The following is a 20,179-nucleotide window of genomic DNA, read 5'->3' as shown; positions in this document are numbered from 1 at the left end:
CCTCCTATTCCCGATGGCACCGGCCCGGGGGTAGGTGTCTATATCATTCCGGGCTACCAGCCAGTATGGTGACCTGGGCGCAAAAGTCAAGGCGACCCTGACCAACGTTGTGGCCTGGGCATTGAACCCTACCCATCGGCCGAACGGACGATGTCCCGGGTTGACCTTCGCCAACATAAGTTCCACTTAAGTAAGTCCTAAGAATTCCCTATCTTGTTGAGCCCGGATTGACGACTGGACAATATGATCCGTACGGTTTCCGGGCAGTCGAAGATTTGCTGATTGTCAGGGGAGGTGAGCCGATGTTGACCGCACTGTCTCGTTCGCGGCGCCGGTCGAACTGGCCGGTGACGATGATCACCGGAATTGCCGGCGCCCTGCTCGGTGGCATGCTCGTCGCGCCCGTGGCGGCCGTGGCCGCCCCACTCGCCGGCCAGCCGGTGCAGGCCCCGGTCCCGCACTCGTCGGGCGCTCCGATCAGTGGCGAGGTGCCGAACCCGCTCACCGAGTTGCCGGCCAAGCCGTCCGTCGCCGGGCCGGTCGGTCCGGCCGACCGGGACCTGCTGGTCAAGGTGAAGCTGGCCGGGCTCTGGGAGATGCCGGCCAGCGACATGGCGGTGGCCAAGGGCGCCTCGGCGAAGGTCAAGGAGGTCGGCGGGAAGATCGGCCCGCAGCACATGACGTTGGACGACCTGGTGAACAAGGCGGCGGCGAAGCTGGGCGTGCCGCTGCCGACCGAGCCGACCCCCGAACAGAAGGGCTGGCTCGCCGAGATGCAGCGCGCCTCGGGCCCCCAGTTCGACCTGGTCTTCGTGGACCGGCTCCGGGCCGCCCACGGCAAGATCTTCCCGGCCATCGGCGCCGTCCGGGCCGGCACCCGCAACGAAGTGGTCCGTGAGCTCGCCGCACAGGCCAACGCGTTCGTACTGACCCATATCACGCTGCTGGAGAGCACCGGGTTGGTCGACTACGAATCCCTCCCGTTGCCTCCGGCGCCCGCTCCCGGGGCGGCTGCGGCGGCGGCAGTCGGCACCGGCTCGCTTCTCAGCGGCGTCGACACCCGCGCCGCCACCGGCGGCATCAACCCGACCGTCGTCTGGCTCGTGCTGCTGGCCGCGCTGATCGCCGGCGCCTACAGCATGGTCCGCCTGATCCGCCCTCGCTGATTCAACCCTCGAAGGAAGAGGTGGCTCCACGTGTACGACACCCCCGCCCGTAACGCCCGGCAGAGCCGGTCGCCCCGCCCGCAACGCCGTACCCGGCTGATCGCCGTCATCGCCACCGTCGTCGTCTTCGGCGGCATCGTCGCGGTCACCCAGGTCTCGTCCGCGGGCACGAACTGGCGCGGTAGAGGCGCGCCATGCCCACCGGCGACCAGCGCGGCACAGCAGCCCCCGGCGAGCGCCTCCCCCGGCGCGAGCGCTCCGGCGGCGACGCTGAGCCCCGGTGCCGCCGCCCCGACGGGCAGCGCGCCGAACCCGGCGAACCCGGCTGCGGCGTACCACGACCACGGTTCCATCCAGCACCCCGGCGACGGCCAGGAAGCACCGGTCGCCGGTGCGCAGAACCGCCAGCAGGACCGCAACCGGGGCCGCAACTGCACCCCCCGCCCCGGTACGACGAGCGCCGCTCCCCCGGTCGGCAACCCGGCCAACCCGGGTGCCCCGCTGGAGATCCTCGGCAACAGCTGCGAGGGGAGCCAGAAGCAGCCGCACGACGGCTTCCAGAACGGCGACCGGTGCGTCAGCACCGAGTTCGGTGAGGTCGCCACTGCCGAGGACAACCCGTCGCTGCTGATCACCAACGCACCCCGCCGGGTACGGGTGAACCAGTCGTTCACCATCCGGGTCAGCACCCGCAACCTGGTCCGGGACCGGTTCCTCGCGGCCGGTCAGGGCGGGTACTACAAGGAGAGCTCGTTCCTGAACGAGGACGGTCTGGTCCGGGGCCACTTCCACACCGCCTGCCGGATGCTGACCAGCGACCGGGCCGCGCCCGACCCGGCGCCGGTGCCGGCGTTCTTCGTCGCCACCGAGGACGGCAAGGGCGGTGCCCAGGCCGACGAGGTCACGGTGACCGTGCCCGGTCTGCCGGCCGCCGGCGAGGCACAGTGCGCCTCCTGGGCGGGCGACGGTTCGCACCGGGTGCCGATGATGCAGCGGGCCAACCAGATCCCGGCCTTCGACGTGGTGCGGGTAACCGTCACCAGGTGATCCGGCTCCCCCGGCGCCGATTCCGGCGCCGGGGGCGGAACTTCCCGGAGCAGGCGCGGGCACACCGACGCAGGTCCCCTCCACCGCCGGTGTGTCTCAGGTCCCCAACCATCCCCCACAGCTGGTCCGGCGACCATGCGGACGGACAGGAAGGACGGCCCCACCAGCCAGGACAGCTGACCTGCTCCGGGTAGGAAAGGCACCGGGACGCGCACGGGCGTCCCGGTGCCTTTCCGTTGCGGTGTCCTAGAGTGGGCCGGTGACCGAGACCGGGCCGGCGGCGACGCGGACGATCCGTCCGCCCGACGGCTACGCGCTGGCCGCCTCGGTCGGACTGCTGGCGATGGGCGGACACGACCCCTGTGCCCGGTTCGCCGACGGGGCGTTCTGGTGGGCCACCCGTACCCCGGCCGGGCCGGCGACGCTGGCGCTGCGGCGTACCGGTGGGGAGTTGCTGGCCACCGGCTACGGACCCGGCGCCGACTGGGTGGTGGAGCGGGCCGACGCGGTCGCCGGGCTCCGCGACGACCTCACCGGCTTCGCCGAACTCGCCGCCCGGCATCCGGTGGTGGCCGAACTCGCGCACGTGCACCGGGGGCTGCGGCTGCCCGCCACCGGACAGGTCTTCCCCCGGCTGCTGCGCACGATCATGGAGCAGAAGGTCACCGGCAAGGAGGCGTACCGGGGTTACGCCGCCACCGTCCGGCACTTCGGGACACCGGCCCCCGGGCCGCTGACGTCGCTCTGGGCACCACCGGACCCGGCCGACGTGGCGGCGGCGCCCTACTGGGTGTTCCACCCGTTCGGGGTGGAGCAACGGCGGGCCGACACGCTGCGCCGGGCCGCCGCGGTCGCGGACCGGCTGGAGCGGTGCGCGGACTCGGCCGAGGCGACCCGCCGGCTGACCGCCATCGCCGGCATCGGACCGTGGACCACCGCCGAGGTCGTCCGGATCGGGTACGGCGACGCCGACGCGGTCAGCGTCGGTGACTACCACATCCCGAACACGGTCGCCTGGGCGCTGGCCGGGCAGGCGCGGGCGGACGACGCCCGGATGCTCGAGTTGCTGGAGCCGTTCCGGGGACATCGCGGGCGGGTCTGCGTACTGCTGGCGGCTGCGGGCGTACACGCGCCGCGCTTCGGCCCCCGGATGCCGATCCGTTCCTTCGCCCGGTTCTGACCGCTGCCCGCTACCGGGTCAGGCGGCGCAGGGCGGCGGCGAGGTTCCGGGCGTACAGGTGCTGGAAGGCCACCCCGAACGGCCCGGCGGCGGTCATCAACCACCCGGCCGGACGGCTGAACGCGGTGACGCCGAACCAGACCTCGCCCCGGTCGTCCCGCTCGACCAGGAACGCCTCCTCGCCCCGGGCCGGATGGCCGGGCAGGGTGCCGTAGCCGAAGCCGGCCCGCGACCCGTCCGCCACCGCCCACACCACCCGGCAGGGCGCACGCAGCCGCAGTGGGCCGAGACCGAGTCCGGCGACCACCGTGACGCCCTCGGCTGCGCGGGGTCCGGACGCCTCGATCCTGACCCCGGCGGCCCGGTGCAGGCGCCAGTCGAGTACGGCTTCGCCGGCCGCCGCAAAGTCCACCCGGCCGATCGAGGTGCGGTACCGCAGGTGCCGGTAACCCGGCGGAAGCCGGCCGGTACGGGTCGCCCCCACCTCGTCGTACGTCAGTGGATCCACCCGGGCCGACCTCCCGCCGTCGCCATCCCGACCGGGTGCGACAGACCCGGGGTCCTCAACATCCGGTACGCCTCAGGCGGCCTCGCGGAGGTCCGCCAGGGTGAGCGGGGTACGGGCCCGGAGCAGCCGGTCGAGCGCCTCGACGGTCGCCACCTCGCCCAGCACGTTCCGTCCCCCGCCGACCTCGGCCGGATAGTACCGAACCAGCCGGTACAGGTACCGCCCCTGAATCCGCTCGACACTCACCTGCCACCGCCCGCAGCAGGTGCAAACCCAACCTCGCATCCGGCGAACATAGCTCTGACCTGCGAAAACGCCGACCCGAACCGATCGGGTGGGGCAGGCGGGGCAGGCGTGACGGGGGTGACGTCACAGTCCCTCGATCCTCCGGTACAGCGCCCGCACGGAGAGCACCGCCGACCGGATCTCCTGCACCACCGCGTCCGTACGGGAGGGTGGCAGCCAGGGGCTGACGGCGGCATCCAGGCCCACCGTGTCGATCGAGCACCCGTGCCGGAGACCGAGCATGTGTACGGCGTCGCAGTGCTGGAACGGGACGAACAGGTCCGTGGTGACCAGCAGCAACCGCTCCCCCTCGGCGGGCTCGGCCATTTCCGCCCAGCCGAACAGGCTGTCCGCGGTGTTGGCGCGCTGACCGGGCCGCGACGACGCCACCGCCAGGGCGTGCACGGCCGGTTGCCGGTCGAGGTACGAACGCACCCACCACCCCTCGCCCAGCTCGGTCTCCCCGGACCGTCGCCGGGTCGGCTCGCCCAGTGCGAAGGCCCGCCGGAGCCCCTCGTCGACCGCGTCGCCCTCGGTGGGGCAGTCGCGCAGACCGATCTCCCGGACGGCGTCCTCCTGGTCGACGAGCGGCCGGGTCCCGCCCAGTCCGGCGACGGTTCCGGTGACGACCCCGGTCCGGAGCACGGAAGCGGCGAAGTCGGCGCGGGCCACGGAGGTGCGTACGCCGCCGCCGAGCACCAGCAGGTGGTCGTAGCTGCGGTGGGCGGGCGTCTGCCGGCCGGCGAGGCCGAGCGACGTCGCCGCCGCGCGGATCAGCTCGTCGACCTCCGGGGCGAAGTCCACCCGCCGGGCCTGGTGGCGTTCGCGTCCCTCGCGGAAGTTCCAGTGTTCGGCGGTGAACCGTTCCAGCTCGTCCAGGCGGGGGCCTAGCGGGCCCGGCAGGGCCGGCGGGTGACCGAACGCGACGAGCAGGGCGGACATCGCCGCCGAGCCGGTCCAGGCGTCGATCGTGTCGGCGAGCCCGGCTCGGCGGTCGGCACCCGGTTCGACGTTCGGCAGCGGCACGACGGGAAAAACCGGGACGTCCGTCATCGGCTGGTCAGTACGTCGGCCAGGTTGAACCGGACCGCCCGTTCGAGCTGGGCGTACGTGCAGGTGTGCGGGTCGCGGTCCGGTCGCCAGCGCTCGAACTGGGTGGTGTGCCGGAACCGCACCCCCTCCATGTAGTCGTAGCGGACCTCGACGACCCGCTCGGGACGCAGGGGCACGAAGGAGAGGTCCTTGCCGGCGTTCCACCGGCTCACCTCGTTCTTGCGCGGGGTACGTTCGCCCTGCTCGTGCGCGGCGTAGTTCCACGGGTGCCCGTCCATCGAGGTGACCAGCGGCTGCAACTCGACGAAGAGTTCCTCCCGTACGGCCATCGAGAACGCGCCGATCACCCCGACCGAGACGAGTACGTCACGCTCGTCGTAGAGGCCGAGCAGCAGGGAGCCGATCCGGTTGTCGGCGGACTTGTGCACCCGGTAGCCGGCGAGTACGCAGTCGGCGGTGCGCTTGTGCTTGATCTTCGTCATGACCCGCTTGTCCGGCTGGTAGGCCAACCCTGGGTCCTTCGCGATCAACCCGTCGAGGCCGGCACCCTCGAACTCCTCGAACCACCGGCGGGCGGTCGCCTCGTCCTCGGTGACCGGGGTGACGTGGATCGGCGGTTTCGCGTCGGCGAGGCAACGCTCCAGCAGCTCGCGCCGCTGCGCGAACGACCGGTCGGTCAGGTCGTCGTCGCCGAGTGCCAGCAGGTCGAAGGCGACGAAACTGGCCGGGGTCTGTTCCGCGAGCAGCTTCACCCGGCTGGCGGCGGGGTGGATGCGCTGCTGCAACGCCTCGAAGTCGAGGGTGTTCCGGTCCGTGTCGGCGACGATGATCTCGCCGTCGATCACCGCCCGGTCCGGGAAGTTCGCCCGTACGGCCTCGACTATCTCGGGGAAGTAGCGGGTCATCGGCTTCTCGTTGCGGCTACCGATCTCCACCTCGTCGCCGTCGCGGAAGATGATGGACCTGAACCCGTCCCACTTCGGTTCGTAGAGCTGCCCGGCCGGGATGTCCCCGATCGGCTTGGCGAGCATGGGCGCGACGGGTGGCATCACCGGTAGATCCATGCGGCCCATCGTCCCCGCTGCGGTGTGGAGATGTCCACGAAATCATCGGCGCGCCGGCCCGGACCGCACGGATGAGCACGGTGACCGGCGATCCGGTACGGAGACGACCGCGTAGCCTGGCCACTGAGCCGATCGGGAGGACCTCTGGTGACCAGCACGCCCCGTCCACCGCTGCGCCGCCGGATGATTCGACGGTGGCGGGTGCTCGCCACCGCCGTCGCCGCCTCCCTGGTGCTGAGCGGCTGCACGTTGCCGGTCTTCGCGCCGCGTACGGACAACGCCCCGGACCGTGCACCGGCCGGGCCGGTCGGCGCGGCGGCGAACTGGCAGCCGTGCCCGGAGACGCCGAAGGACCTCGTCGGCCGGTCTGCACCGGACATGCGGTACGACTGCGCCACGATCGCCGTACCCCGGGACTGGCAGGCGGCCGGCGCCACGACGGGCGCCACCGCGACCCCCGGCGGTGCCGGGGCGACCTTCGACATCGCCCTGATCCGGGTCCGCTCGACCAAGCAGCGCGACCGGATCGGCTCACTGCTGATCAATCCGGGCGGGCCGGGCGGCTCCGGCGTGGACACCGCCGTCTACCTCTCGTTCGGCTCCGCCTTCGGCGGCCTGCCCGACGACATCACCGAACGGTTCGACCTGGTCGGCTTCGACCCGCGCGGGGTGTCCCGGTCCAGCCCGGTCAAGTGCATCTCCGACGCCGACCTGGACTCGAACTTCGGGTACGACCCCGACCCGCAGACCCAGGCCGAGTTCGACGCCTCGGTGGCGCTGTCCCGGCGGATCGGCGAGGAGTGCGGCGACAAGTACGGCGACCAGCTACGCCTCTACTCCACCGAGCAGGCGGCCCGGGACATGGACGCGATCCGGGCGGCCGTGGGCGACGAGAAGATGACCTACCTCGGGTACTCGTACGGGACCCTGCTCGGGGCGACGTACGCCCAGCTCTTCCCGCGCAACATCCGGGCACTCGTGCTGGACGGGGCGGTCGACCCGGAGCAGGACGTGGTGGCCGGCTCGGAGAGCCAGGCCAAGGGGTTCGAGCTGGCGTTCACCAACTTCACCCAGTGGTGCGCCCGGACTCCGGCCCGGTGCCCGATCGCGCCGGACGCGCGCGGCGCCGTCACCGACGCGCTGGCCAAGGCCGACGTCTCCCCGGTACGCGGACGCAACGGCCGGACCGCGACCGGCGGCTGGGTGATGTACGCGGTGATCTCCTCCCTCTACACCGAGTCCGGTTGGGAGGAGCTGGCCAAGGGCATCGACGAGTTGGCCGGCGGCGACCCGACCCAGGTGTTCGAGCTGGCCGACTCGTACGCCGAGCGCACCGCTGACGGCCGCTACTCCAACCTGTTCGACGCGAACCTGGCGATCAACTGCGCGGACGAGGACAGCGTCCCCGACCTGGCCCGGATCCGTGAACTCCAGTCGCAGTGGCGGACGAAGTACCCGCTGTTCGGGGCGCCGCTGGCGGTGGGTCTGCTGAGCTGTCTGTACTGGCCGGGGCAGCGGGACCCGTACCCGACCGGGACGGCGACCGGGGCGCCACCGATCCTGGTGGTCGGCACCACCGGCGACCCGGCCACCCCGTACGAGCAGACACCGAAGCTGGCCGGCATGCTCGGCGTCGGCAAGGTGCTGACCTGGGAGGGCGAGGGGCACACCGCGTACCCGCAGACGGCGTGCATCACCCGGGCGGTGGACGCGTACCTGCTCGACCTCACCGTGCCGACCGCCGGCCTGCGCTGCCCGCCCCGGTGACCGTGGGACGTGCTGTGTCAGGCTGGCCGGTGTGACGCAGACCAGTTTCCGGGCCGCCCGGCGAACCGACGTACCGGCGATCGTGGCACTGCTCGCCGACGACGAACTCGGCGCCACCCGGGAGATCGTCGGTGAGGGGACCGACGCCGCGTACTGGGCGGCGTTCGAGGCGATCGACGCGGACCCGCGCAACGTACTGGTCGTGGCCGACGAGGGCGGCGAGGTGGTCGGCACGTTGCAGCTCACGTTCATCCCGTCGCTCACCCGCGGCGGTGCCGAGCGCGCCGAGATCGAAGGTGTACGGGTACGCACCGACCGCCGGGGCAGCGGCCTCGGCCAACTCCTGATCGGCTGGGCGGTGGAGCAGGCTCGGGAACGGGGCTGTGGGCTGGTCCAACTGACCACGGACAAACAACGCACGGCGGCGCACCGGTTCTATGCCCGGCTGGGTTTCCGGGCCAGCCACGAGGGTTTGAAGCTCTCGCTGTAGACAGGACATGCCGCAGGCCGCCGCAGGCGGCCGGGGTCAGGGGATCCGGGAACCGGGACCACCGAACCCACTGGCGAGGATGTACTCCCGTAGCCGCTCAATGGTGGCGTCGGTGGCGAAGATCGCGCGCTGCCACCGGCGGAGCAGGTCGGTCATCTGCTGGACCGCGTCGCGGAGTTCCCCGATTTCCCGGCTCGCGACCGCAGCCTGCCGCCGCGCCCGCTGGGTTTCCGCCTCCAACTCGGCCACCCGGGTCTTGAGCGGGTCGACGAGGGTCAAGGCGGTATCGGTCAGTACTTCGGCAGCGTCGGCCCGGAACTTGCGTCGTTGCAGTGCGACGGTGGCGATTGCGGTCACCCCGCCGGTGCCACCGAGCAGTCCCACCACGGAGAGCAGGATCTGGATCCAGGGCGGGCCAGCCGACGGGGTTGCGGCGGTAATCACGGCGAATTTTCCTCAATGAGCAGGGGGACGTTGACGAGGGTGCAGGTGCCGCCGACCCGCGCGAGTCGACGGAGATCGCGGATGATCTGGTAACAGCGCCAGTAGGAGGCAATTGAGGCGGCGGCGATGAAGGTGCCGGCGGCCAGGCCGGCCAGGCCTGTGATGGCGAACACCGCGAGGGCGTACATACCGGTGGTGGTGCCGAACAGGACGATGGCCCCGAGTTCCACTCCCAGTCCGGTGGAAAGCTGGCCACGCCATCTGATGCCGACAAGACCGGCCAGGCCGGCGATGATCAGCCCCACCTCCCAGGTCGCCTGGACGGCCAGCGGCATGGCGACGGTGACCGACAGTGGCCGGGTGTCTACGACCAGCAGAGACGAACCACAGACGATCGCGGCCAGCAACAGGGTCGTCTCGAACGGATGCCGCCCCGAGACGATCATTACGGCACGCATGGTGAACTCCCTGGCGTTCGGGGTCGGAAGCAGCGCGTCGAGACACGGCCGAGTCGGGTGTGGTCGGTTGAGGTGTGGTCGGTCGAGGTGTGGTCGGTTGAGGTGTGGTCGGTTGAGGTGTGGTCGGTCGAGGTGTGGTCGGTTGAAGTGTGGTCGGTTGAGGTGTGCCCGCGCTTGCGGTGGCCGATGTGCATCATGACTGCCCCCCTGGGATCAAGTGGTAGCACGGCCGACGGTCCTGCACCGACTCCGCCCTGTGTCGCGTTTCGGCAGGTCAGAGCGACTACGAGGTGGCGATCGGCGGGTTGGCGGCGGGCCGGGCCGGGGTGCGTCGGGCAGCCGGCCCGCCGCCCGGGGGACGCCGCCCGGCCCGCAGCCGAACACGACGGGCCGTCGGCGCGCGGGGCGGATCCGGCTGCCCCGCGAGCGGTGGTCAGGTGGTGCGCGAGGTGCTCGCGATCCGTCGGAGCATCGCCTCGGCCAGCTTGTCGTAGTCGATCGGTGTCGGCTTCAGCGCCGCCTCCGCCTGGAACTTCAACACGGCCGTGACGTCGCGACGGAGCTGGTTGAACTCACGGACGAAGCGCATCTCCCGGCCGCCTCCGTCCGTGGTCTCCTGCATGTCGAGCAGCGCGTCGGTGGCCTGCCAGGCCACGGACAACGCACCATCCTGCGCCGGGGTCATCATGTCGCTTTCCTCATCCTTCGGTCGGTCTCCGAGCGCGATCGCGAGGATCCGCTCCATCAACGGGCGGTCGGCGCAGCGGCGCCGGTCGAGGCTCAGGTGCCAGTGCCACAGGTGTGAGCTGTCCGAGGTGGCCGACACGTTGCGTACGTTGTCCCAGCCGTCCACCACCTTGTCGCCGTCGACGTTGCAGTAGATCTCCCGGACCTCCTCCAACTCACCGGCTCTCAGCGCGGTGAGCAGCCGCTTCGACTGGGCGATCATGGGTTCGGTGGCACCGGGGGTGAAGTCGAAACCGGCGACGTGCCGTAGTTGTTCGGCGGTCAGTCCGGTCTGCACGGTGTAGGTGCGGTTGGTGCAGAGTGGACTCCTCTCCACGAATTCCTGCGATCGGTGTGCACCCCTGAGGTGCAGGTAGTCGCCCTTGGTTCCCGCGGCGGCGCGGGGACGACCGGTACGCCGGCACAGTTCGTCTCCGAGCCAGTTCAGCTCGGCGGTGACGATCTCGCGGCGTACCCAGGGATCGGCGTTGAATTCTGCCTGCGTGGCCATGTAGGCACCGCTTCCCGAACACGTACCGACCTGTTCGTGGGCAGGGTGGGGCGTACCGCCGGCGGCGGCGAGCAGCGCCCGCCCGAGAGGTCGAATGGCCGGTTCGTGGTCTGCTGGTTCGATGATCTCCTCGACGTGGCGAGGACTTTCCGATCGGTCCGCGTGGGCCGACCGCTGCCGTGCCGCATTGCCCGGCCGACGTGCCGACGGGTGCCTCACACCGGTCCGGTGCGGGCCGGCGAGGGGGGACAACTCTCCGTCCGAGACCACCTGCCGACATCGTCGTTACCCTAAGCAACGACCGCCCTGACCTGCGGTTTCGTCCCGGCGGGGAGAATGGCACATTTTGCGATCACACCGAGCCGCAACCGGTTGACCAACGCGTCGTTATTCGGTTTTCCCGTCGGTCTGCCGGGCCCGGCTGGGCTGGACGCGCTTCGGTTCGCCCGGCATCTTCGGGTGGTCCGGCGGGTACGGCAGGTCCCCCGAGCCGCCCCGGTCATCCCGTTCGGCCCACTCCAGCAGCGGGGTGATGTCCCACGGTGCCTCGTCCATCCCGGCGTGCGGGTCGCCGATCTTCGCCATTCGTGGCGGGACCGTACGCAGGTCGAAGTCGTCCGGCTCCACGTCCGGCAACTCGTCCCAGGTGACCGGGGTGGAGACGGTGGCACGGGCGTTGGCACGCAGCGAGTACGCGCAGGCGATGGTCCGGTCGCGGGCCATCTGGTTGTAGTCGAGGAACACCTTCTCGCCCCGCTGTTCCTTCCACCACGAGGTGGTGGCCAGGTCGGGGCGGCGCCGTTCGATCTCGCGGGCGAAGGCGATCACGGCGCGGCGTACCTCGGTGTAGGTCCACCGGGGCTCGATCCGCAGGTAGACGTGCACGCCGCGACCACCGGAGGTCTTCGGCCAGCCGGTCGCGCCGAGTTCGTCGAGCAGTCCCCGGACCTCGCCGGCCACGGTCACCGCGTCACCGAAGTCGGTCCCCGGCTGCGGGTCGAGGTCGATCCGGAGTTCGTCCGGGCGGTCGACGTCGGCGGAACGCACCGGCCAGGGGTGGAAGACCACGGTCCCCATCTGCGCGGCCCACGCGACGTGGGCCAGGTCCGCCGGGCAGAGTTCGTCGGCGGTACGACCGCTGGGGAACTTGATCTCCGCGGTCTGCACCCACGGCGGTACGCCCCGGGCCGGCACCCGCTTCTGGAAGAACATCTCCCCCTCGATCCCGTCGGGGAAGCGCTGCAGGGTGGTGGGACGCGATCCCAGCGCCTGCATGATCCCGTCGCCGACCGAGAGGTAGTAGTCGAAGACGTCCTTCTTCGTGTAGCCGCGGCTCGGGAACATGACGCGGTCCGGGCTGCTCAGCCGTACCTGATGTCCCGCCACCTCGACCTCGACGGGTGGTGCCTTCGCGCTGCCGACCATGCCGCGACCATATGTCAACCACGGGCCCCGCAGGTCCCCGGCGGGCCGGTCGGGACCCGTTACTTCGGCTCGCGGGCCGGCGACGCGGGCTCAGTCCCCGTCGTCGGTCGCGTCGCCCGCCCTCGGCTCGGGGGTGCAGGCCGGCACCCGCCAGTCCCGGTGGGTCTCCCAGACGTGGCAGATCAGGAAGAGCTTGCGCTCGAATCTCGGGTCCCGGCCGAGCACCCCGTCGTACGGTGCGCGCAGCCGCAGGGTGGCACCGCTGTGCAGGTAGACGGCGACCAGGGTGCGCCCGTGACGGCGTTCCGCCCGGATGTCGACGACCAGGCGCCAGGGCGCGAAGCCGTCCAGCCCGAGCGGGACGCTACGTACGCCCAGTTCGTCCAGGCGGGCGCCGATCCGGCGCCGGACGGCCAGGCCGTAGATCAGGCCGAGCGGCACCGGCGCCAGTACGGCCACCAGGATGGACTGCGGCGGGGCGCGCAACTGCCAGGTCCCGCCCACCAGTACGGCCAGCAGGGTCGGTCCGGTCAACGCCGACGCGGCGAGCACGGTCGTGCCCACGACGCCGGCCCAGAGCCCGCTGACGATCGCTTGCCGCCAGGTCGGCCGGAAACTGGCCAGCACCGCTAGCTGATGCTTGCCGTCCTGGTCCCCGCCGGGCCTGGTGGCCGCCCGCATGCCCTTCCAACGATCGTCGTCGGCAGTTGGTAATCAACCGTTCGGCGGGCGTCGTACCGTTGGAGTATGACTCTTGACAAGAAGGAGCTTCCCCGTACCGACGACGAGTGGCGGGTACGCCTGTCGCCCGAGGAGTTCCGGGTGCTGCGCCAGGCCGGCACCGAGCGCGCCTGGACCGGCGAATACGTCGAAACCAAGACTCCGGGGACATATCGCTGTCGCGCCTGCGACGCGGAGCTTTTCGCCAGTGACACGAAGTTCGACTCGCACTGCGGCTGGCCGAGCTTCGACCAGGCGCTGCCCGGCGCGATCCGCTACATCGAGGACCGGTCGATGGGCATGGTCCGGGTGGAGGTGCGCTGCGCCAACTGCGACTCCCACCTCGGACACCGGTTCGACGGGGAGGGCTTCACCCCGACCGACGCCCGGTACTGCATCAACTCTGTGTCGATGCGGCTCGACCCGACCGACGTACACTGACCGACCCTGATCCCGACGGACGGCCGTCTCCCGGCGGCCGTCCCGACGCCCGGTGATGCCGGCCACCGGCCCGGTGCGGCTTCAGTGCAGGAGCAGCCGGCCGCCCTGCTGGTCCACCTGGTCGGCCTGGTCGTCGTCGAGCCAGATCCCACCGGTGGCCAGGTAGCGGAACCTGTACTCGCCGGGGGCGAGCCGGACCGTCACCGTACGGCTGCCGTCCCGGCGCGGAACCAGCTCGTGCCGGCCGGGTTCCCACCCGTTGAAGCAGCCGACCACACTCACCGTGCCGGTGGGCGCGTCCTTCGGCAGCGAGAAGGTCACCCGGGTCTGGTTCCCGAACAGTCGGTTCCGTTTGATCATTTCGCCCTCCAGCCCCTGGCCTGCGGTGCCGTCACCCGCTGCCCGGTTCAACGGGCGACCCGGCGGACGAGTGGCGGGCCCGTTTTACCGGTTTCGGCCGCCTTCGCCGGTCCATCCCGTCAAGCTGGACCCAGTGTCCGAAACGGGGGGATTGTCATGGCAACCTGCGAAGTCTGCGGCAACGACTACTGGCTGACGTTCGAGGTACGGACGGTGAGCGGCGACTCGCACACGTTCGACTCGTTCGAGTGCGCGATCCAGAGCCTCGCGCCGATCTGCGAACACTGTCAGGTCCGGATCGTCGGGCACGGGGTGGAGGTGTCCGGGCGCTTCTTCTGCTGTGCGCACTGCGCCCGTGCCGTCGAGGGCGACCGTGGCGCCGCCATCAAGGACACCGTCGGCGCCCGCCCCGCCTGACCCGGCGAACCGGTCGACGCCCGCCCGCCTACGATCGCGGGATGCAACCGCGGCAGCTCACCCTCCACGTCGCCTCCTTCGCCGACCTCGACGCCCGTACGCTGCACGACCTGCTCCGGCTGCGGATCGACGTGTTCGTGGTCGAACAGGAGTGCCCGTACCCCGAGTTGGACGGGCGGGACGTCGAGCCCGGCACCCGGCACCTGTGGCTGGAGCAGGACGGCGCGCCGGTGGCGTACCTCCGGGTCCTGGCCGACCCGGACGGGGTGGAGCGGATCGGCCGGGTGGTGGTGGCGAAGCAGGCGCGCGGCGACGGCCACGCCGGCCGGCTGATGACCGAGGCGCTGGCCCTGGTCGGCGACCGGACGAGTGTGCTGGAGGCGCAGGCGCACCTGGTTGGCTTCTACGCCCGCTACGGCTACACCCCCACCGGTCCCGAGTACGTCGAGGACGGCATCCCCCACCTCCCGATGCGCCGCATCCCCGCCTGACCCGGCGAGAGTGTCGGGGGCGGGTTCTACTGTCCCCGCATGATGGACATCGACTACCGGGAACCGGGCGCCCTGACGGATCTGCAGCGGGTCCCCGCGTCGGCGCTGGTGGGCGTACCGACCGAGGCCGTGGAGATCTGCCGGCTCGCGCACACGCTGGTCATCCAGCCGGGCGACGCAAAGCCGCTGGGGGTGCCCGACGAACGGTTCGCCGAGAACCAGGTCCGCCGGGCCGACACCCTGGTCGAAGCGCTGCTTTCCCTGGATCCGGCACCGCTCGACGTACCCCGCGCCCCGGACCGGCGGGTGATCGGCACCTGCCGGCACTTTGCCGTACTGAGCTGTGCGCTGCTGCGACACCGCGGGATAGCGGCGCGGGCGCGGAACGGATTCGCCATTTACTTCCAGCCCGGACAGGGCGTGGACCACTGGATCATCGAGTACCGGCACGACGGCGACGACCGATGGGTCCGGGTCGATTCCGAGATCATCGCCCAGTCGCTCGTGCCGGACCCGACCGACCTGCGGCCCGGTGAATTCCTGACCGGCGGCGAGGCGTGGGCCTCCTTCCGCGCGGGCCGGATCGACGCAACCCGGTACGGGGTCTTCGGCACCGGGAACTGGGGACCGGGCGAGATCCGGGCCAACGCCCTCAAGGATCTCGCCGCCCTGAACAAGGTCGAAATGCTGCCGTGGGACGCGTGGGGACGGATGGACGAGTCGTTCCAGGGCAAGACCGGCGCCGACTACGACAACCTGCACGACCGGATCGCCGCCATCTGCGCCGCCGACGATCCCACCGCCGTGGCGGCCCTCTACCACTCCGAAGATCTACGCGTCCCCACCGAACTCGTCTGCTGACCCCGCTGATGCGGGCACGGGTCATTGACGGCAATCATAGTTGGCGGATGGCCTGCGTGACGGGAAGGCAATTCACCGAATCTCTTTACATCATCTTTGATGTACGCACATCAAAGATGATGTACGAAGAAACCCCATCACACGCCCCCGGCGGCCAGCACCGCCCACCCGACGCCGATCGCGGCGACTCTTGTAGAGAAAGAGTGGCTATCCGGGGCGGGATAGCCACTCTTTCTCTACAACAGTGCGGGTCCCGGAGCGGGGAGGGAGAGGGGGCGGGGGCGGGTTAGAAGTCGGTAAAGAGGTAGGGGACGGCGCGGGGGAAGAGGGAGCGGAGTTCGGTGGCGGCCTCGGGTGGGACGGTGCCGAAGCCGCGCAGGGGCAGTTCGTCGGGGTCGAGTACGCCGTAGGCCAGGGCGGAGATGCCGGCGGCGGTCAGGGTGGCGACGGGTGGGGCGGTGGCAGTGGCGGGCGCCGAGCCGGGGCCATGGGTGACCTCCAACCGGCCATCAACCCCGTCGAGGAGGTAGGTGCCGGCGATGAACGGGTCGTCGACGATGTCGACGCGCACCCGGCCGGGGGCGGTCGGCAGGCCGCGCAGGGCGTCGACCGAGAGCAGCCGGGCCATCGGCGCGACCGAACTCGGGAAGGAGAGCCTGCTCTCGGTGTGGGTGGCGAGGTCGGTGGCCCACAGTTCCGGGGTCTCGTCGGGGGCGACCACCGTGCTGATCCGGGCCACCTGGTCGACGTGGCGGGCGAAGAACTGCAACAGCAGCGCCCGGCCGAGCGGGTTGACGGTGAGCAGGTCGTCGGCGTGCAGCGTGCCGCCGTGCCCGTCGATCGTGTAGGTGACCGCGCCGACCACCTCGCCGTCGTGCCAGGCGCTGACGATCCAGCGCTTGTCGTCCTCCCGGCGCTGGACGTCCCGGTAGTCGGGCAGGAGGGAGAAGCCGTGCCTGGACGTCAACAGCCGCTCGGTGAGACCACGGTGGGCGTCGTAGCCGTCCCGGATCCGCTGCCAGCGCAGCTCCCCCGGCAGGTCCGCGCGCAGCCACTCGCCGAGGTCGGCCGGGGAGAAGCTGACCGTACGCGGCTGCGGGAGCGCGGCGAAACCGAACCGGCCGTAGAAGGAGGGGCGGAACGGGTAGAGCGCGCTGATCGGGTACCCCTCGTCGCGCAGTTCACCGAGAAGCCGGGTGAGCAGCGTACGGATGTGCCCCTGGCGGCGGGCCAGCGGATGGCTGACCACGCCGGAGACACCCACCATCGGATGTACGGTTCCCCGGACGTTCTGCCGCATCGGGATCACGCTCACCGCCGCGAGCGTCTCCTTGCCGTCCTCCACGACCAGCGTGATGTTGCCCTCGTGGTACGGCAGGTAGCCGCGGAGTTTCGCCCCCTCCTCCGGCGGCATCGGCGACCGTTCGAACGCGTACTCCTGTAGGCGCCAGCTCGTGGTGGGACGTTCCTCGTTGGCCAGTCGACGGATCTTCATTGCCCCATCCCAGCCTGCGGGCCGTCCGGGTTCAACCCCGTTTCACGCCCGAGCGGGCGCCGCCGCTACTGGCCGACCTTGATGCCCGGCTCCCCGGCGACGAACTGGATCGACTGGCGGGGCTCCCGGCCGGGTACGTTCACGCCCCCGCGCTTGCCGATCGGCAGGATGACCCGGCGGTAGGTTCCCTCCAGCATCATCGCGGTCGCCACGTACCAGGCGATCAGGGCGGAGACGACGAAGAACCAGGCGCCGGTCGTACGCCAGGCGGAGCTGTCGGCGATCTGGCCGACGCCGAAGGTGGTCGCCCCACCGGCGAGTGCGATCAGCACCCCGGCGAGTCCGAGGTTCACCGCGAGTGCGGCGGCGGCACCGGACCAGGTGATCGCGGCGAGTGCGACGAACCAGTACCCGAGCGCCACGAACGGGGTGGGCTGGGTCAGTACGCCGATCGAGATCAGCAGGAAGAGCAGCCCGTACGCGAGCCAGAAGGCGCCCCAGATCCCGTGCATGGCGGTCGCGAGCCCGTCCCGCGCCCGGTACGCCCACATCCCGGCCAGCAACTGGGCCAGGCCGCCGAGGAACGCGGCGAACGGGAAGAGGAACTGCGGGGTGGTCGAGTTGCCGTACCAGCCGGCCAGGTTCGCGCCGACGACGAAGGTGGCGGCGGCGAAGCCGAAGAGTCCGAGGATCGAGGGCGCGGCCACCGGTTGCAGCGAGATCGTGGCGTGGTTGCGCCAGAACTGGAACTCGCCGTCGTGGCCGTCGTGCCCGTCATGACCGTCGTTGCCGCGCATGGGTTGCGCCGGGCGTGACATGTGAGACATCTCCAGACTCCCTCTCCAGCGGATCTCACCGCCTGACGCGGCCGGGCGGCTCGCGGCCCGGCCGTGGACGGCTGAGCCGGTAGCGACCGCGGACTACCCATCGGACCAGGCATTACACGGGATGTTGACTTCCCCCTTCGCCAGGAATAGCCTTCCGTCAATCTGTAAAGTTTGTGAACTGATCGCCGTCAGTCACAGTCCTGCCGTCACCCGGCGAGTAAGGAAGCGCCATGACCCCCAGCAGCGCCACGACCCCCCGCAGTAGGACCAGGGGGCGCGTCCGGCCCCGGATCGTCGCCGTACTCGCCACCGTCGTGGTCGGGCTCGCGGTGGGCGCGGTGGGCGGGACCTTCGCCCTGGCCGCGACCACCGGCGCGATCACCGGGTACGGCGGCAAGTGCGTCGACGTCGCCGCTGCCAGCAACGCCAACGGCACCCAGGTGCAGCTCTACACCTGTAACGGCAGCAACGCGCAACAGTGGATCGTCGGCGACGACGGCACCATCCGGGCGCTGGGCAAGTGCCTCGACGTGGCCAGCGGGTCCACCGCCAACGGGGCCAGGGTGCAGATCTGGGACTGCAACGGCAGCGCCGCCCAACAGTGGACCGCCAGCGCCGGGCTGCTGCGCAACCCGCAGGCGAACAAGTGCCTCGACGCCACCGGCCCCTCCTCCGCCGACGGGACACCTCTGCAGATCTGGGAGTGTTTCGGTGGACCCAACCAACAGTGGGTCCTGCCCACCGGCGGCGGCAGTCCCACGCCGACGCCGACGGCACCGACACCACCACCGGGAGGCAGCGTGGACCTGGGGCCGAACGTCTCCGTCTTCGACCCGTCGATGTCCAGCGCGACCATCCAGAGCCGCCTGAACACCGTGTTCAACCAGCAGGAGAGCAACCAGTTCGGCAACAACCGGTACGCGCTGCTGTTCAAGCCCGGCACGTACAACGTCGACGTCAACGTCGGCTTCTACACCCAGGTCGCCGGACTGGGTTACCTGCCCGACAACGTCACCATCAACGGCGGCGTCCACGTCGAGGCGGACTGGTTCCAGGGCAACGCCACGCACAACTTCTGGCGCGGGGCCGAGAACCTGTCGGTGAACCCGCCCTCCGGCACCGACCGGTGGGCGGTCTCCCAGGCAGCGGCGTACCGCCGGATGCACGTACGCGGAAATCTCCAGCTCGACGACGGCGGCTGGTCCAGCGGCGGCCTGCTCGCGGACACCCGCGTGGACGGCCAGGTCCGCTCCGGGTCACAGCAGCAGTGGCTCTCCCGCAACACCCAGTGGGGTAGCTGGACCGGCTCGAACTGGAACATGGTCTTCGTCGGCGCGGTCAACGCACCGGCCAACAGCTTCCCCAACCCGCCCTACACCACCGTCGCGCAGACCCCGGTGGTCCGGGAGAAGCCGTTCCTCTACGTCGACCAGGCCGGCAACTACCAGGTGTTCGTACCGTCGGTGCGGTCCAACACGAGCGGGACGAGCTGGGCCTCCGGCAACCCGGCCGGCTCGTCCCTGCCGATCAGCCAGTTCTTCGTGGTGAAGCCCGGCGCGACCGCCGCCACCATCAACGCCCAACTCGCCCAGGGCAGGCACCTGCTGTTCACGCCGGGGATCTACCACCTGAACGACACCCTGCGGGTGACCCGACCGGACACGGTGGTGCTCGGCCTCGGCCTGGCCACGCTGATGCCGGACAACGGCGTGGTCGCGATGAGCGTGGCCGACGTCGACGGGGTGAAGGTCGCCGGGCTGCTCTTCGACGCCGGCCCGACCAACTCCCCGGTGCTGATGGAGGTCGGCCCGACCGGCTCGTCGGCGAACCACTCGGCCAACCCCACCTCCCTGCACGACCTCTACTTCCGGGTCGGCGGCGCGGCCGTCGGCAAGGCCACCGTGAGCCTGCGGGTGAACAGCTCGAACGTGATCGGCGACCACCTGTGGATCTGGCGCGGGGACCACACGTACGGCGTCGGCTGGAACGTCAACACCGCCGACACCGGCCTGATCGTCAACGGTGCCGACGTCACCATGTACGGACTCTTCGTCGAGCACTACCAGAAGTACCAGACCATCTGGAACGGCGAACGGGGCCGGACGTACTTCTACCAGAACGAGATCCCGTACGACGTGCCGAACCAGGCGAGCTGGCAGAACGGCTCCCAACAGGGGTACGCGGCGTACAAGGTGGCCGACTCGGTCAACACCCACGAGGCGTGGGGGCTGGGCAGCTACTGCTTCTTCAACGCGAACCCGTCGGTGGTGCTGGGGCACTCGTTCGAGGTGCCGAACAAGGCGGGGGTCCGGTTCCACAACATGGTCACGGTCTCGCTCGGCGGTGGCACCGGAAGCATCCGGAACATCATCAACAACGCCGGGGGTCCGGCGAACTCGACCACAACCGTCTCCACACTGGTCAACTACCCCTGATCGGGTGA

General features: G+C 70.6%; 22 protein-coding genes. 10 read left to right on the top strand and 12 right to left on the bottom strand.

What is annotated here, in order from left to right:
- Window positions 1–302: 302 nt before the first annotated feature.
- From ACWEFB_RS24635 to ACWEFB_RS24625, 3 genes are all read left to right on the top strand, one after another.
- Window positions 303–1,166: a DUF4142 domain-containing protein gene (locus ACWEFB_RS24635; RefSeq protein WP_452289008.1), complete on the top strand. Its 864-nt coding sequence runs from the start codon at window positions 303–305 to the stop codon at window positions 1,164–1,166.
- Between the two features lie 30 nt (window positions 1,167–1,196).
- Window positions 1,197–2,213, top strand: coding sequence for a Pecanex-like protein 1 (locus tag ACWEFB_RS24630; RefSeq protein ID WP_452289006.1), 1,017 nt, complete (start codon window positions 1,197–1,199; stop codon window positions 2,211–2,213).
- A gap of 259 nt (window positions 2,214–2,472) precedes the next feature.
- Complete coding sequence (locus ACWEFB_RS24625) at window positions 2,473–3,393, top strand: DNA-3-methyladenine glycosylase family protein (RefSeq protein WP_452289004.1); 921 nt, start codon at window positions 2,473–2,475, stop codon at window positions 3,391–3,393.
- A 10-nt stretch (window positions 3,394–3,403) separates the two neighbouring features.
- On the opposite strand, the gene ACWEFB_RS24620 is transcribed toward ACWEFB_RS24625, so the two are convergent.
- From ACWEFB_RS24620 to ACWEFB_RS24605, 4 genes are all read right to left on the bottom strand, one after another.
- Window positions 3,404–3,901, bottom strand: a complete 498-nt coding sequence (locus tag ACWEFB_RS24620; RefSeq protein ID WP_452289002.1) for a DUF1990 family protein — start codon at window positions 3,899–3,901, stop codon at window positions 3,404–3,406.
- A gap of 72 nt (window positions 3,902–3,973) precedes the next feature.
- Window positions 3,974–4,186: a hypothetical protein gene (locus ACWEFB_RS24615; RefSeq protein WP_452289000.1), complete on the bottom strand. Its 213-nt coding sequence runs from the start codon at window positions 4,184–4,186 to the stop codon at window positions 3,974–3,976.
- 84 nt (window positions 4,187–4,270) lie between these two features.
- Entirely contained in the window at window positions 4,271–5,239 is a 969-nt protein-coding gene (locus ACWEFB_RS24610) for a hypothetical protein (protein WP_452288998.1), read from the bottom strand.
- Window positions 5,236–6,303 carry an ATP-dependent DNA ligase gene (locus ACWEFB_RS24605; protein WP_326560161.1) on the bottom strand — a complete coding sequence of 356 codons (1,068 nt, stop codon included), beginning with the start codon at window positions 6,301–6,303 and terminating at the stop codon, window positions 5,236–5,238. Before ACWEFB_RS24605 ends, ACWEFB_RS24610 begins: the two co-directional genes overlap by 4 nt.
- A 183-nt stretch (window positions 6,304–6,486) precedes the next feature.
- Here ACWEFB_RS24605 and ACWEFB_RS24600 point away from each other — a divergent pair, with 183 nt between their 5' ends.
- Complete coding sequence (locus ACWEFB_RS24600; protein WP_452289122.1) at window positions 6,487–8,070, top strand: alpha/beta hydrolase; 1,584 nt, start codon at window positions 6,487–6,489, stop codon at window positions 8,068–8,070.
- Window positions 8,071–8,101: 31 nt separating this feature from the next.
- The gene (locus tag ACWEFB_RS24595) at window positions 8,102–8,560 is read left to right on the top strand and encodes an N-acetyltransferase family protein (RefSeq protein WP_452288996.1); all 459 of its coding nucleotides are present in this window, start codon (window positions 8,102–8,104) and stop codon (window positions 8,558–8,560) included.
- Between the two features lie 36 nt (window positions 8,561–8,596).
- Here ACWEFB_RS24595 and ACWEFB_RS24590 read toward each other — a convergent pair whose 3' ends face one another.
- The 5 genes from ACWEFB_RS24590 to ACWEFB_RS24570 all read right to left on the bottom strand — a co-directional run bounded on the left by ACWEFB_RS24590 (window position 8,597) and on the right by ACWEFB_RS24570 (window position 12,805).
- Complete coding sequence (locus ACWEFB_RS24590) at window positions 8,597–9,004, bottom strand: hypothetical protein (RefSeq protein ID WP_452288994.1); 408 nt, start codon at window positions 9,002–9,004, stop codon at window positions 8,597–8,599.
- On the bottom strand, window positions 9,001–9,462 hold the full coding sequence (locus ACWEFB_RS24585; protein ID WP_452288992.1) for a hypothetical protein: 462 nt from the start codon (window positions 9,460–9,462) through the stop codon (window positions 9,001–9,003). The genes ACWEFB_RS24590 and ACWEFB_RS24585 overlap by 4 nt, the downstream gene beginning before the upstream one ends.
- Window positions 9,463–9,895: 433 nt before the next feature.
- Window positions 9,896–10,699 carry a hypothetical protein gene (locus tag ACWEFB_RS24580; protein ID WP_452288990.1) on the bottom strand — a complete coding sequence of 268 codons (804 nt, stop codon included), beginning with the start codon at window positions 10,697–10,699 and terminating at the stop codon, window positions 9,896–9,898.
- A 387-nt stretch (window positions 10,700–11,086) separates the two neighbouring features.
- Window positions 11,087–12,124: a non-homologous end-joining DNA ligase gene (gene ligD, locus ACWEFB_RS24575; protein WP_452288988.1), complete on the bottom strand. Its 1,038-nt coding sequence runs from the start codon at window positions 12,122–12,124 to the stop codon at window positions 11,087–11,089.
- A gap of 90 nt (window positions 12,125–12,214) precedes the next feature.
- Complete coding sequence (locus ACWEFB_RS24570; RefSeq protein WP_452288986.1) at window positions 12,215–12,805, bottom strand: hypothetical protein; 591 nt, start codon at window positions 12,803–12,805, stop codon at window positions 12,215–12,217.
- Between the two features lie 66 nt (window positions 12,806–12,871).
- Here ACWEFB_RS24570 and msrB point away from each other — a divergent pair, with 66 nt between their 5' ends.
- Complete coding sequence (gene msrB / locus ACWEFB_RS24565) at window positions 12,872–13,285, top strand: peptide-methionine (R)-S-oxide reductase MsrB (protein ID WP_452288984.1); 414 nt, start codon at window positions 12,872–12,874, stop codon at window positions 13,283–13,285.
- Window positions 13,286–13,366: 81 nt separating this feature from the next.
- Here the strand turns inward: msrB and ACWEFB_RS24560 are convergent, their stop codons facing one another.
- On the bottom strand, window positions 13,367–13,645 hold the full coding sequence (locus ACWEFB_RS24560; RefSeq protein ID WP_326560167.1) for an isoamylase early set domain-containing protein: 279 nt from the start codon (window positions 13,643–13,645) through the stop codon (window positions 13,367–13,369).
- Window positions 13,646–13,801: 156 nt separating this feature from the next.
- On the opposite strand from ACWEFB_RS24560, the gene ACWEFB_RS24555 reads away from it, so the two are divergent.
- Genes ACWEFB_RS24555 through ACWEFB_RS24545 form a run of 3 tightly spaced genes read left to right on the top strand, consistent with a single transcriptional unit; the run spans window position 13,802 to window position 15,414 of the window.
- A complete protein-coding gene (locus tag ACWEFB_RS24555) occupies window positions 13,802–14,062 on the top strand; it encodes a Prokaryotic metallothionein (RefSeq protein ID WP_452288982.1) in 261 nt (86 codons plus the stop codon).
- A 41-nt stretch (window positions 14,063–14,103) separates the two neighbouring features.
- Window positions 14,104–14,553: a GNAT family N-acetyltransferase gene (locus ACWEFB_RS24550; RefSeq protein WP_452288980.1), complete on the top strand. Its 450-nt coding sequence runs from the start codon at window positions 14,104–14,106 to the stop codon at window positions 14,551–14,553.
- Between the two features lie 39 nt (window positions 14,554–14,592).
- The gene (locus ACWEFB_RS24545; RefSeq protein WP_452288978.1) at window positions 14,593–15,414 is read left to right on the top strand and encodes a transglutaminase-like domain-containing protein; all 822 of its coding nucleotides are present in this window, start codon (window positions 14,593–14,595) and stop codon (window positions 15,412–15,414) included.
- Window positions 15,415–15,700: 286 nt separating this feature from the next.
- Here the strand turns inward: ACWEFB_RS24545 and ACWEFB_RS24540 are convergent, their stop codons facing one another.
- Both ACWEFB_RS24540 and ACWEFB_RS24535 read right to left on the bottom strand, forming a co-directional pair.
- Complete coding sequence (locus ACWEFB_RS24540) at window positions 15,701–16,909, bottom strand: GNAT family N-acetyltransferase (protein WP_452288976.1); 1,209 nt, start codon at window positions 16,907–16,909, stop codon at window positions 15,701–15,703.
- Window positions 16,910–16,974: 65 nt separating this feature from the next.
- Window positions 16,975–17,736 (bottom strand): acetate uptake transporter family protein, encoded by a 762-nt coding sequence (locus ACWEFB_RS24535; protein ID WP_452288974.1) that lies wholly within the window; start codon window positions 17,734–17,736, stop codon window positions 16,975–16,977.
- 230 nt (window positions 17,737–17,966) lie between these two features.
- Between ACWEFB_RS24535 and ACWEFB_RS24530 the strand changes: the two genes are divergently transcribed.
- Window positions 17,967–20,171, top strand: coding sequence for a lectin (locus tag ACWEFB_RS24530; protein WP_452288972.1), 2,205 nt, complete (start codon window positions 17,967–17,969; stop codon window positions 20,169–20,171).
- Window positions 20,172–20,179: the final 8 nt, after the last annotated feature.

The sequence above is a fragment of the Micromonospora sp. NPDC004704 genome (genome assembly GCF_053601675.1).
The sequence above is the reverse complement of the archived record's forward strand: the minus strand, read 5'-3'. Positions and strand labels throughout refer to the sequence as shown.